Source organism: Mycobacterium interjectum (assembly GCF_900078675.2).
Taxonomy (GTDB): domain Bacteria; phylum Actinomycetota; class Actinomycetes; order Mycobacteriales; family Mycobacteriaceae; genus Mycobacterium; species Mycobacterium interjectum.
On sequence record NZ_LT546237.1, the window covers coordinates 1,366,985 to 1,379,767 of the forward strand.

At 68.2% G+C, this 12,783-nt stretch carries 11 protein-coding genes; 9 read left to right on the top strand and 2 right to left on the bottom strand.

The genetic code is table 11. The features are described from left to right. Positions 1-3: 3 nt before the first annotated feature. Positions 4-948 (top strand): sterol desaturase family protein, encoded by a 945-nt coding sequence (locus BN4348_RS40770; protein ID WP_066912494.1) that lies wholly within the window; start codon positions 4-6, stop codon positions 946-948. 96 nt (positions 949-1,044) lie between these two features. Further along, on the top strand, positions 1,045-1,719 hold the full coding sequence (locus BN4348_RS40775) for an Rv1815 family serine proteinase (protein WP_066912498.1): 675 nt from the start codon (positions 1,045-1,047) through the stop codon (positions 1,717-1,719). 6 nt (positions 1,720-1,725) lie between these two features. Here BN4348_RS40775 and BN4348_RS40780 read toward each other — a convergent pair whose 3' ends face one another. After that, a complete protein-coding gene (locus tag BN4348_RS40780) occupies positions 1,726-2,172 on the bottom strand; it encodes a nitroreductase family deazaflavin-dependent oxidoreductase (RefSeq protein ID WP_066912501.1) in 447 nt (148 codons plus the stop codon). Between the two features lie 109 nt (positions 2,173-2,281). On the opposite strand from BN4348_RS40780, the gene BN4348_RS40785 reads away from it, so the two are divergent. The 3 genes from BN4348_RS40785 to BN4348_RS40795 all read left to right on the top strand — a co-directional run bounded on the left by BN4348_RS40785 (position 2,282) and on the right by BN4348_RS40795 (position 5,052). Next, positions 2,282-2,965 (top strand): TetR/AcrR family transcriptional regulator, encoded by a 684-nt coding sequence (locus BN4348_RS40785; protein WP_211145711.1) that lies wholly within the window; start codon positions 2,282-2,284, stop codon positions 2,963-2,965. Between the two features lie 114 nt (positions 2,966-3,079). Then, entirely contained in the window at positions 3,080-3,583 is a 504-nt protein-coding gene (locus tag BN4348_RS40790) for a VOC family protein (RefSeq protein ID WP_066912507.1), read from the top strand. After that, the gene (locus BN4348_RS40795) at positions 3,580-5,052 is read left to right on the top strand and encodes an FAD-binding protein (protein WP_066912510.1); all 1,473 of its coding nucleotides are present in this window, start codon (positions 3,580-3,582) and stop codon (positions 5,050-5,052) included. The genes BN4348_RS40790 and BN4348_RS40795 overlap by 4 nt, the downstream gene beginning before the upstream one ends. 34 nt (positions 5,053-5,086) lie before the next feature. Here the strand turns inward: BN4348_RS40795 and BN4348_RS40800 are convergent, their stop codons facing one another. After that, positions 5,087-7,006, bottom strand: a complete 1,920-nt coding sequence (locus BN4348_RS40800; RefSeq protein WP_066912512.1) for an ABC transporter ATP-binding protein/permease — start codon at positions 7,004-7,006, stop codon at positions 5,087-5,089. A 92-nt stretch (positions 7,007-7,098) separates the two neighbouring features. Here BN4348_RS40800 and BN4348_RS40805 point away from each other — a divergent pair, with 92 nt between their 5' ends. From BN4348_RS40805 to BN4348_RS40820, 4 genes are all read left to right on the top strand, one after another. Further along, the gene (locus BN4348_RS40805) at positions 7,099-8,739 is read left to right on the top strand and encodes an acetolactate synthase (protein WP_066912515.1); all 1,641 of its coding nucleotides are present in this window, start codon (positions 7,099-7,101) and stop codon (positions 8,737-8,739) included. A gap of 107 nt (positions 8,740-8,846) precedes the next feature. Beyond that, positions 8,847-11,171 carry an accessory Sec system translocase SecA2 gene (secA2, locus tag BN4348_RS40810; protein WP_066912519.1) on the top strand — a complete coding sequence of 775 codons (2,325 nt, stop codon included), beginning with the start codon at positions 8,847-8,849 and terminating at the stop codon, positions 11,169-11,171. A 62-nt stretch (positions 11,172-11,233) separates the two neighbouring features. Beyond that, positions 11,234-11,863: a CDP-alcohol phosphatidyltransferase family protein gene (locus BN4348_RS40815; protein WP_066912522.1), complete on the top strand. Its 630-nt coding sequence runs from the start codon at positions 11,234-11,236 to the stop codon at positions 11,861-11,863. Beyond that, positions 11,856-12,779: a DUF881 domain-containing protein gene (locus BN4348_RS40820; protein WP_066912525.1), complete on the top strand. Its 924-nt coding sequence runs from the start codon at positions 11,856-11,858 to the stop codon at positions 12,777-12,779. Before BN4348_RS40815 ends, BN4348_RS40820 begins: the two co-directional genes overlap by 8 nt. The last annotated feature ends 4 nt before the right edge of the window (positions 12,780-12,783 follow it).

Genomic DNA, 12,783 nt, shown 5'->3' on the forward strand with positions numbered 1-12,783 from the left:
CGTGTGCACGCTGTCACCGGGTTGTGGTTCGCGCTGCCGGCGCAGATGCGAGATCCCGTGCTGTTCGCCGTTCCGTTTTTCCTGCTGATGCTGGTTCTCGAATGGACGGCGGCCCGCAAGCTGGAGCGCATCGAGTCCTCGGGTGCCTATCCCGCCCGGCACGCGTCGGGCGCGTACCTCGCCCGCGATGCGGCGGCGAGCCTCTCGATGGGGCTGGTTTCGATCGCCACCTCAGCCGGCTGGAAGGCGCTGGCCCTGTTCGGCTATGCCGGCATCTATGCCTACCTGGCGCCGTGGCACCTTTCGGCACAGCGGTGGTACACGTGGGTGATCGCGATCCTCGGTGTCGACCTGCTGTGGTACACCTACCACCGCATCGCCCACCGGGTGCGGCTGATCTGGGCAACGCACCAGGCCCACCACTCCAGCGAATACTTCAACTTCGCCACCGCGCTGCGCCAGAAGTGGAACAACAGCGGCGAGATCCTGATGTGGGCGCCGTTGCCGCTCTTGGGGCTTCCACCCTGGATGGTGTTTTTCAGCTGGTCACTGAACCTGATTTACCAATTCTGGGTGCACACCGAGCGCATCGACAAGCTGCCCCGGCCGTTCGAGTTCGTCTTCAACACCCCGTCGCATCACCGCGTGCACCACGGCATGGATCAGCCGTATCTGGATAAGAACTACGGGGGCATCCTGATCATCTGGGACCGGCTGTTCGGGACCTTCCAGACGGAGCTGTTTCGCCCGCACTACGGCCTCACCAAGCGGGTCGACACGTTCAACATCTGGAACCTGCAGACGCGCGAATACGTCGCCATCGCCCGCGACTGGCGATCGGCGAAACGCCTGCGTGACCGGCTCGGCTTCGTCTTCGGGCCCCCGGGGTGGGCGCCGCGCGTGGCGAGCACGCCCGCCGACGCCGTCCCGCTGGTCACGCCGGGGTAACGCCAGCGCCATCACGTGCGAAAAGATCAACGAGGGGTGAGACTAAGTCGTAACGTCACCCTTCGGATCGGCCTTTTCACGGACGGATGGGGGCTCATGGTGCACCGCCTGGCAATGCGCGCATTCGCCGCGTCGGCTTCCTTTGCGGCCCTGGCATCGTGGCTACCGCCGGCGCCCGCCAGAGCGGATCCGGTGGTGTTTCCCGGGATGGAAATCCATCAGGACAATCGCGTCTGCACGCTGGGCTACGTCGACCCGGGGCTGAAGATCGCGTTCACCGCGGGGCATTGCCGGGGTAGTGGGGTCGTTTACGACCGGGAACACAACGTCATCGGCCGCCTCGCGACGTTCCGCGACAACACGCCCAGCGGCACCACCGTGGCCACCGACCAGGCGATCAACGACTACGAGGCGATCGTGCTGGACAGCGGCGTCACGGCTAACAACGTCCTGCCCGGCGGGCGCCCACTGGAATCCAACCCCGCCGCGACGCTGCAGCCGGGCGAAGCCGTATGCCATTTCGGCGTCATAACGGGGGAGACGTGCGGGACCGTCGAAAGCGTGAACAACGGCTGGTTCACCATGTCGCACGGCGTCCAGAGCCAGCGGGGCGACTCCGGGGGGCCGGTGTACCTCGCACCCAACGGCGGGCCGGGGGAGATCGTCGGAATTTTCAACAGCGTGTGGGGAGATCTGCCCGCGGCGGTGTCGTGGCGGGCCGCCTCCGACCAGGTCCGCCAGGATCTCGGGGCAACGACCAACCCGCGCTGACGCGCCCTACCGAGCGGGTTCGAGCACGAACACGGGGATGGCCGGTGCGCCGGCGAGCAGCTGATCATCGGTGGAGTCGGGCGTCAACCCGCCGACGTAGTCCTTCACCTGCCAGTACCACCGCGCCAGGTAGCGCCTCAGCACGTCGGGCTTGGCGGCATCGTCGACCTCGCTGACCCGGGAGCGTCGCCTCCGCCAGCGCGGGCCGACCTCGACGACGCCCGCGGCCCGGACGTTGCGCGCCCACTGCGTGTTCCCGCGCGGCGAGACCAGATAGTCGACGCCGTCGACGCTCAACAGGTTGATCACCACCGCCCGGGGTTTTCCGCTTTTGCGGCCACGGACGCGCAGCGCCCGGGTCCCGGCGATGCTGATTCCCAGCTCGGCAAACCAGCGGATCACGGTGTTGGCGGCCCGGACCAGCCGCCCCGGTTCTTCGTAACGCGTCGCCATGGTCAGTCCTCTCGAAGATTGTGAGAGCGGTGCTCTCATTGCTCGACACGCTGCCACAGCCCGGTTCGAAAAGCAAGAGCGGTGATCTCGGTTGTGCCAGACTGGCCACGTGGGCAAACGCCAGGAATCGCGGGAGCAGATCGAGGCGCGGATCGTCGAACTGGGCCGGCGTCAGCTGGTGGATCGCGGCGCCGCGGGGTTGTCGGTGCGTGCCATCGCCCGCGATCTGGGCATGGTGTCCTCGGCCGTGTACCGGTACGTTTCCAGCCGCGACGAGTTGCTGACCTTGCTGCTGGTTGACGCCTATTCCGACCTGGCCGACGCGGTGGACCGGGCCCGCGAGACGGTGGGCGACCTGTGGAGCGACGACGTCATCGCGATCGCGCGGGCGGCGCGGCGGTGGGCCGTCGCCCATCCCGCCCGGTGGGCGCTGCTCTACGGCAGCCCGGTGCCCGGATATCACGCGCCGGCGGAGCGCACAGTCCCGGCCGGCACCCGCGTGGTGGGGGCCATCTTCGACGCCGTCGCCGCCGGAATCGCCACCGGGGACATCCGGTTGACGAGTGACCTTGCGCCACAACCGATGTCGTCGGACTTCGAACGCATTCGCCACGAGTTCGGGTTTCCGGGGGACGACCAGGTCATCGCCAAGTGCTTCTTGTTGTGGGCCGGTGTGCTCGGCGCCATCAGCCTCGAGGTGTTCGGGCAATACGGCGCCGATACCCTGACCGACCCGTCGGCGGTGTTCGACGCCCAGCTCGGGCTGCTGGTAGACGTGCTGAGCCAGCATTGACCCGGCGGAATTAGAACGTGTTCATCGCCCCTTTCCGGGGCCCAGGCGGCCTGTCACGGCAAAGTTTGGCCGGCCCTTTCTGGCGGCCGCCGCCCTGGGCTATCCTGCGAGACGATGACCCCTACGCCTCAACCGCCGACGCAGATCGCATGGGTCACCCCGGACCTGGACGCCACCGAAAGGGCCCTCACCGGCTTATTAGGCGTCCGGAAGTGGGTGCGGATACCCGACGTGCACTTTGCTCCGGAGACGTGCAGCTATCTTGGCAAGCCGGCCGATTTCGTCGCCAGCATCTCCCTGAGCTACCTCGGGGACATGCAGTTGGAGCTGATCCAACCGGTCCGCGGGGAGAACATCTATAGTGACTTCCTCCGGGAATCGGGGGCGGGGTTGCACCACATCTGCGTGGAGGTGGGGAGCCCCGAACAGTTCGACGCGGCGTTGGCCGAGGCCGCGGGCCAAAAAGCGCCGGTCGTGCAGCAGGGCGTGATGGCCGGCGGCATCCAATTCGCCTATGTGTCGGCGCGGCAGGCGGGAGTGCCGTTTCTTGAAATCGCCTACATCGCGCCCGAGATGAGGCCCTTCTACGACTACATCAAACAGGAGCAGCAGCGGTGAGCACCGAGATTCCAGCGACGATCAGCGCGACCACGGTGACGTCTTGGTCGGACGACGTCGATGTGGTGGTGATCGGCTTTGGCATCGGCGGTGGCTGCGCGGCGGTCAGTGCGGCCGCCTCGGGTGCGCGGGTGCTGGTGCTCGAGCGCGCGGCCGCGGCGGGCGGCACCACTTCCCTTGCGGGAGGCCACTTTTACCTCGGGGGCGGGACCGCCGTCCAGCAGGCCACCGGGCATCCCGATTCGCCCGAGGAGATGTACAAGTATCTGGTCGCCGTGTCGCGGCAGCCGGACCACGCCAAGATCCGCGCGTACTGCGAGGGCAGCGTCGAGCATTTCAATTGGCTGGAAGACTTGGGCTTTCAGTTCGAGCGCAGCTACTTCCCGGGCAAGGCGGTGATCCAGCCCAACACCGAGGGGTTGATGTTCACGGGCAACGAGAAGGTGTGGCCCTTCCTGGAAAAGGCCGTACCGGCGCCGCGAGGCCACAAGGTGCCCGTGCCCGGCGACACCGGCGGTGCCAGCATGGTGGTCGACCTGCTCCTCAAACGCGCCGCGAGCCTCGGCGTGCAAATACGCTACGAGACGGGCGCCACCCAGCTCGTCGTCGACGACTCCGGCGCAGTAACCGGCGTGGCGTGGAAGCGCTTCACCGAAACCGGTGCGATCAAGGCAAAGTCGGTGATCATCGCTGCCGGCGGCTTCGTGATGAACCCGGAGATGGTAGCCAAGTACACCCCCAAACTGGGCGAGAAGCCGTTCGTGCTCGGCAACACCTATGACGACGGCCTGGGCATCCGGCTGGGTGAGTCCGCCGGCGGCGCCACCCAGCACATGGATCAAATCTTCATCACGGCCCCGCCGTACCCGCCGTCGATCCTGCTGACCGGGATCATCGTGAACAAGCTCGGCCAGCGGTTCGTCGCCGAGGATTCCTACCACTCCCGGACCGCCGGCTTCATCATGGACCAGCCGGACAGCGCGGCGTTTTTGATCGTCGACGAGGCGCACCTGGAGCATCCCAAGATGCCGCTGGTGCCGCTGATCGACGGCTGGGAGACCGTCGCCGAGATGGAAGCCGCGCTCGGCATCCCGCAGGGCAACCTGGTCGCGACGCTCGAGCGCTACAACACCCATGCCGCCCGCGGCGAGGACCCCGACTTCCACAAGCAACCGGAATTCCTTGCGCCGCAAGACAAGGGCCCGTGGGGCGCGTTCGACATGTCGTTGGGCAAGGCAATGTACGCCGGTTTCACCGTCGGCGGGCTGGCCACCTCGGTGGACGGCCAGGTGCTGAGCGAGGACGGCTCGGCGGTACCCGGCTTGTACGCGGTCGGGGCGTGCGCGTCCAACATCGCCCAGGACGGCAAGGGCTACGCCAGCGGCACGCAGCTGGGGGAGGGATCGTTCTTCGGTCGCCGCGCCGGAGCGCACGCGGGCCGCGGGGCCGGGGGCGCGCAGGCGCGTTAGGACATCGCGCCGGAGCGCACGCGGGGCGCGGGCGCTAAACGGGCGCGGGCTCCTTTTCCACCGGGCCCAGCCGCCATTCGCCGCCGCCCAACAGGTGGAGCTGTTGGTCGTGGTGCTGTTCGACGGTGGGCCGGTGACTCACACTGACCAGGACGGTGTCCGGCAGCTCGGCGCGCACCAGCTGGTAGAGCGCGAATTCGAGGCCCTCGTCCAGCGCCGAGGTGGCCTCGTCGAGGAAGACGGCCTTCGGCCTGGTGAGCAGGATGCGCGCGAACGCGACCCGCTGCTGCTCACCCGGGGAAAGCACCTTGGCCCAGTCCTGCTCCTCGTCCAGCCGGTCAATCAGCGGCGCGAGAACCACTTTGGTCAACACCTCGCGCAGCGCATCGTCGGAGACGTCGTCCGGCGAGTTCGGGTAGCACACGACGGTGCGCAGATTGCCCAGCGGCACGTACGGCAACTGCGACAGGAACATCGTCGCGTTGTCGCCGTCGGGACGGCACAGCGTCCCCGACGCGTAGGGCCACAGTTCGGCCAGGCTGCGCAGCAGCGTGGTCTTTCCGGCGCCGGACCGCCCGGTGATCACCAGCGCGTCACCCTCGTCTAACTGCACATCGAGGGGATCGATCAGCTGGTCACCGCCCGGCGTGCGCACCTCGACACCGCGGAGCTCGACCGTCGCCTCCTCGCTCGGCTTGACCAGAATGGTCGGCAGCGCGCGGCCCTGGCTGTTGGCGTCGACAAGCCCGTGTAGCCGGATGATCGCTGCCCGAAACGCCGCGAACGCGTCGTAGTTGTTGCGGAAGAACGACAGCGAATCCTGAATGTTGCCAAAGGCCGTCGCGCTCTGGCCGACGTCGCCGAAGTCGATCTTTCCGGCGAACAGCCGCGGCGCCTGGATCACCCACGGCAGCGGAACGATCACCTGCGACACCGACCAGTTCCACCCGTTGAAGATGATCGTCCGGCGCACGAACTTGCGATAGTTGCCGATGATCGGCGTGAAGCGCCGCCACAGTTGCGCTCGCTCGACTCGTTCACCGCGGTAGAAGCCCACCGCCTCGGCCGCGTCGCGCAACCGCACCAGGGCGTAACGGAAGGCGGCGTTGAGTTTTTCGTTGTTGAAGCTCAGCTGGATCAGCGGATGGCCCAACCAGATCGCGACCAGGGTAGCGACCAGCACGTAGACGAGGACCGTCCAGAACATCGCGCGCGGCAACACCACGCCGAAAACGTCCAGATCTCCCGACAGCTGCCACAGGATGGCCGCGAACGAGATCACCGAGGCCACCGCGTTGACGGCCCCGAACAGCAACGTGCTGCCGGTCCCGTTGGACGGGATGTTCGGCGTGCCGCCGGCATTGGCGGTGAAGATGTCGATGTCCTGCTGGATGCGCTGGTCCGGGTTGTCGATCGTGTTGTCGATGAACAGGTCCCGGTAATATGCCTTGCCGCCCAGCCAGTCATCGGTGAGGTGGGCGGTCAGCCAGATGCGCCAGGCGATGATGAACCGCTGCGTCAGATAGATGTCGATCATGAACCGGATGACATACAGCGTCGCCAGCACGGAAAAGATCACGATCGACATCCAAAAGCCATGGATCCCAGACTGTTTGACGTTGTCGTCGTCCGCCGCGATGCCCTGGACCGCTTTCTGCACCCCGGTGTAGAGGTCGTTGCCCTGATAGCTGAGCAAAACCGTGAGGCGCACCGACAGGAGCACCGACAGCAACAACACGCCGAGCATCAGCCACACCTTGATGCTCGCCGGACCGACGAAATATCCGCGGGTGATCCGCCAGAACTGCCGGCCCCACGGCGTGAGAAACCGAAACGCGACGAGCACGGCCAGCAGACACACGGCCCCGATTGCCCAGGCGATGGCGATCCACCGCAGCGAATCCATGGGTGCCGCCGACCAGTCGATCGACGGCTTGAACGGCTTCGGGCCCATGGTCGAGGTCTCCTTACGGCCGAGGTGTCCAGCCTGTGCTCAACGAAAATCCTTCGGCGAAGGTACCCGAAGGATCTGGATAGGCTGCGGTAATGAGTACCGACGCCATCCCCACACAAACATTGCACGCCGGCCGGCTCATCGCGCGGCGGCTCAAGGCCAGCGGCGTCGACACCGTCTTCACGTTGTCGGGCGGCCACCTGTTTTCCATTTACGACGGGTGCCGTGCCGAGGGAATCCGGCTGATCGACACCCGGCACGAGCAGACCGCGGCGTTCGCCGCCGAGGGCTGGTCAAAGGTGACGAGGCTGCCGGGCGTAGCCGCCCTCACCGCCGGGCCCGGCGTCACCAACGGGATGAGCGCGATGGCGGCCGCGCAGCAGAACCAGTCGCCGTTGGTGGTCCTGGGGGGCCGGGCTCCCGCGCTGCGCTGGGGCATGGGCTCGCTGCAGGAGATCGACCATGTGCCGTTCGTGGCCCCACTGGCGCGATTCGCCGCGACGGCGCAGTCGGCCGGGGACGCCGGCCGGTTGGTCGACGAGGCGTTGCGGGCGGCGGTGGGCGCCCCGTCCGGTGTGGCCTTCGTCGACTTCCCCATGGATCACGCCTTTTCAATGTCGGAGGACGACAACTCACCGGGCGCCTTGACCGCGCTGCCGCAGGGCCCCGCCCCGGATGCCCGGGCGCTGGACCGCGCCGCCGGCCTGCTGTCCGCCGCGCAGCGGCCGGTGATCATGGCGGGCACCAACGTCTGGTGGGGACACGCGGAGGGGGCGCTGCTGCGCCTCGCCGAGGAACGACAAATCCCGGTGCTGATGAACGGGATGGCCCGCGGCGTCGTGCCCGCCGACCACCCGATGGCGTTTTCGCGCGTCCGCGCCAAAGCACTGGGGGAGGCCGACGTGGCGCTGATCGTCGGCGTGCCAATGGATTTCCGGCTGGGCTTCGGCAAGGTCTTCGGCGCCCAGACCCAGCTCGTCGTGGCCGACCGCGCCGAGCCCGGCCGCGAGCATCCGCGTCCCATCGCGGCCGGGCTGTACGGCGACCTCACCTCGATCCTGGCCGCCCTGGCGGCGGGCGGTGCCGGGCACCAGGGGTGGGTCGACGAGCTGCGCACGGCCGAGGCGGCGGCGCGCGCCCAGGAAAAAGCCGAGCTCGCCGACGACCGGGTCCCGCTGCATCCGATGCGGGTGTACGCGGAGCTGGCGCCAATGCTGGACCGCGACGCGATCGTCGTCATCGACGCCGGCGACTTCGGGTCCTATGCCGGCCGGGTGATCGACAGCTACCTGCCGGGCTGCTGGCTGGACAGCGGCCCGTTCGGCTGCCTGGGATCGGGCCCCGGTTATGCACTGGCCGCCAAGTTGGCGCGGCCCGACCGTCAGGTCGTGCTGCTGCAGGGCGACGGCGCGTTCGGCTTCAGCGGCATGGAGTGGGACACCCTGGCGAGGCACGGCGTGCCGGTCGTGTCGGTGATCGGCAACAACGGGATCTGGGCCCTCGAAAAGCACCCCATGGAGGCGCTGTACGGCTATTCGGTGGTGGCGGAGTTGCGGCCCGGCACCCGCTACGACGGGGTGGTGCGCGCCCTGGGCTGCCACGGCGAACTGGTCTCCGCGCCGGTCGAGCTGCGGCCCGCGCTGGAACGCGCGTTCTCCAGCGGGTTGCCTGCCGTCGTCAACGTGCTCACCGACCCGGCCGTCGCCTACCCGCGCCGGTCGAACCTGGCGTGACGGGCGCCGACGAGCCCGCGACCGTGCGCAGATTGCCACGGATTACGGCGTGTCGCGGTACAGACACGCACCCTCGCGCCCGACGGCGGCTCGCGTACCGTTGACCTGTGTCAAAGACCACCCGGACCCAACCCGGACGCCTGAGTAGCCGGTTCTGGCGACTGCTGGGCGCCAGCACCGAAAAGAACCGCAGCCGGTCCCTTACGGACGTCACCGCCTCGTCGGAGTACGACAAGGAAGCCGCCGACCTCAGCGACGAGAAGCTGCGCAAGGCGACCGGGCTGCTCAAACTCGACGACCTCGCGGAATCCGCCGACATCCCGCAGTTCCTCGCGATCGCGCGGGAGGCGGCCGAGCGGACGACCGGGTTGCGGCCGTTCGACGTGCAGCTCCTGGGTGCGCTGCGGATGCTTGCCGGCGACGTGATCGAGATGGCCACCGGTGAGGGCAAAACCCTGTCGGGGGCGATCGCGGCCGCCGGATACGCCCTGGCCGGTCGGCACGTGCACGTGGTGACCATCAACGATTATCTGGCCCGCCGCGACGCGGAGTGGATGGGCCCGCTGCTGGAAGCGATGGGGCTGACCGTCGGCTGGATCACCGCGGACTCGACGAGCGAGGAGCGGCGGGCCGCCTACGGCTGCCACGTCACCTACGCCTCGGTCAACGAGATCGGCTTCGACGTGCTGCGCGATCAGCTGGTGACCGACGTCGACGACCTGGTCTCGCCGAACCCCGACGTGGCCCTGATCGACGAGGCCGACTCGGTGCTGGTCGACGAGGCGCTGGTGCCGCTGGTCCTGGCCGGCACCACGCATCGCGAGACACCGCGACTGGAGATCATCAAGCTGGTCGGTGAACTGGACGCCGGCACCGACTACGACACGGACTCCGACAGCCGCAACGTCCACCTGACCGACGTCGGCGCCCGCAAGGTGGAAAAGGCGCTCGGCGGCATCGATCTGTATTCCGAAGAACACGTCGGGACCACGCTGACCGAGGTCAACGTGGCGCTGCACGCGCACGTGCTGTTGCATCGCGACGTGCACTACATCGTGCGGGACGACGCGGTGCATCTGATCAACTCCTCCCGCGGGCGCATCGCGCAATTGCAGCGGTGGCCGGACGGCCTGCAGGCCGCCGTCGAGGCGAAGGAGGGCATCGAGACCACCGAGACCGGCGAGGTGCTCGACACCATCACCGTGCAGGCGTTGATCAATCGCTACGCCACCGTCTGCGGAATGACCGGCACCGCACTGGCCGCCGGTGAGCAGCTGCGCCAGTTCTACAAGCTCGGTGTGTCGCCGATCCCGCCGAATAAACCCAACATTCGCGAGGACGAGTCCGACCGCGTCTACATCACCGCCGCCGCCAAGAACGACGCGATCGTCGCCCACATCGCCGAGGTGCACGAGACCGGGCAGCCGGTGCTGGTCGGCACCCGCGACGTGGCCGAGTCCGAGGAGCTGCACGAGCGGCTGCTGCGCCGCGGTGTGCCGGCGGTGGTGCTGAACGCGAAAAACGACGCCGAGGAGGCCAAGGTGATCGCCGAGGCCGGCGAGTTCGGCACGATCACGGTGTCGACCCAGATGGCCGGGCGGGGCACCGACATCCGCCTCGGCGGGTCCGACGAGGCCGATCACGACCGGGTGGCCGAACTGGGCGGGCTGCACGTGGTCGGCACGGGCCGGCATCACACCGAGCGGCTCGACAACCAGTTGCGCGGGCGCGCCGGGCGCCAGGGCGATCCGGGGTCGTCGGTGTTCTTCTCGAGCTGGGAGGACGACGTCGTCGCGGCCAACCTCGACCGCAACAAGTTGCCGATGCAAACCGACGAGGACGGGCGGATCGTGAGCCCCAAGGCGGCGGGGATGCTCGATCACGCGCAGCGGGTCGCCGAGGGCCGGATGCTGGACGTGCACGCCAACACCTGGCGCTACAACCAACTGATCGCCCAGCAGCGCGCGATCATCGTCGACCGGCGAAACACGTTGCTGCGCACCGCAACCGCGCGCGAGGAACTCGCCGAGCTGGCGCCGGATCGGTACGAGGAACTGTCCAAGGAAATCCCCGAGGAGGGTCTGGAGAAGATCTGCCGGCTGATCATGCTGTATCACCTCGACCGCGGCTGGGCGGATCACCTGGCGTACCTGGCCGACATCCGCGAAAGCATCCACCTGCGCGCGCTGGGCCGGCAAAATCCGCTCGACGAATTCCACCGGCTGGCTGTCGACGCCTTCGCGTCGCTGGCCGCCGACGCCATCGAGGCGGCCCAGCAGACCTTCGAAACCGCTAACGTGCTCGAAGACGAGCCGGGTCTGGACCTGTCCAAGCTGGCACGGCCGACGTCGACGTGGACGTACATGGTCAACGACAACCCGCTGTCGGATGACACGCTGTCGACCCTGAGCCTGCCCGGGGTGTTCCGCTAGGGCGTTCGGCCGCCGAGTGCGCGGCCAGCTTCACCTCCGGCGTTCGACTAATGTCACGGCTCATGGAGCAGGTGCTTCCGCCCGATCGGGTGCTGACAGTGCCCAACGCCCTGAGCGCCATCCGCCTGGTGCTCATCGGAGTATTCATCTACGTCCTGCTGTTCGCGCACGCCAACGGCTGGGCGGTGGCGATCCTGATGTTCAGCGGGGCCTCCGACTGGGCCGACGGCAAGATCGCCCGCACCCTCAACCAGTCGTCGCGGCTCGGCGTCCTGCTTGACCCGGCGGTGGACCGCCTCTACATGGTGACCGTCCCGATCGTCCTGGCGGTCGACGGAATCGTGCCCTGGTGGTTCGTCATCACGCTGCTGGTGCGGGACGGGCTGCTCGCGGCGACGCTGCCGCTGCTGCGAAGTCGCGGGCTGTCGGCGCTGCCGGTGACCTACATCGGCAAGGCCGCCACCTTCGCGTTGATGTCCGGCTTCCCGTTGGTGCTGCTGGGCACGGGGGGTGCGGTGTGGAGTCGGGTGCTGAGGGCCTGCGGGTGGGGCTTTTTGGGTTGGGGCTTGTACTCGTACCTGTGGGCTTTCGTGTTGTATGCGGTGCAGATGGCGTTGGTGGTGCGCCGCATGCCCAAGCTCAAACACGCTGCCCCCCAGCCGGTCGCGCCCGAGACGGGTGAGCATGGCTGACGCCGACCGCCTGCTCGGCGGCTATGACCCGAACGCCGGCCGCAGCGCCCACGCCGCGGCCCGGCCGCAGCTGATCCCGGTGCCCTCGCTGCTTCGCGCCCTGCTGTCGGAGCACCTGGATCCGGGGTACGCCGCGGCCGCCGCCAGACGCGGCGGCTCGGACGCACCGCGGCGCGGGCGGGAACGGGCTTTCGGCCGGCTGTGGGAGGCGCTGGCGGCGCTGTTGATCGCCGCGGTATTCGCCGCGGCGGTCGCCCAGGCCCGCTCGGTTGCCCCCGGCGTCCGCAACGCGCAGCAGCTGCTGTTGCAAAGCGTGCGTTCGTCGGAAACCACGGCGGCCAGGCTGGGCAAGGAACGCAGCGCGCTGTCGGCGAGGGTCGACGACGTGCAGCGCCGGGCGCTCGCGGACAACGCCCAGGGCCAGCGGCTGCTGACCCGGCTCGACGCGCTCAGCCTGGCGGCGGCCAGCACCGCGGTCATCGGTCCCGGTCTGACGGTGACCGTGACGGATCCCGGTGCCGGACCGAACCTTTCCGACGTGTCCAAGCAGCGCGTCAGCGGCAGCCGGCAGATCATCCTGGACCGAGATCTGCAGCTGGTCGTCAACTCGTTGTGGGCCAGCGGCGCCGAAGCGATCTCCGTCGGTGGCGTGCGCATCGGGCCGAACGTGACCATCCGGCAGGCCGGCGGGGCGATCCTGGTCGACAACAACCCCACCAGCAGCCCCTACCAGATCCTCGCGGTCGGGCCGCCGCACGCGATGCGAGACGTCTTCGACAGCAGCCCCGGCCTGCAGCGCCTGCGGCTGCTGGAGGCCTCCTACGGCGTCGTCGTCACCGTGAACGTCGCCGACGGTCTGTCGCTGCCCGCCGGATCGATCCGGGATGTCAAGTTCGCCAAACAGATTGGGCCCTAGTGAG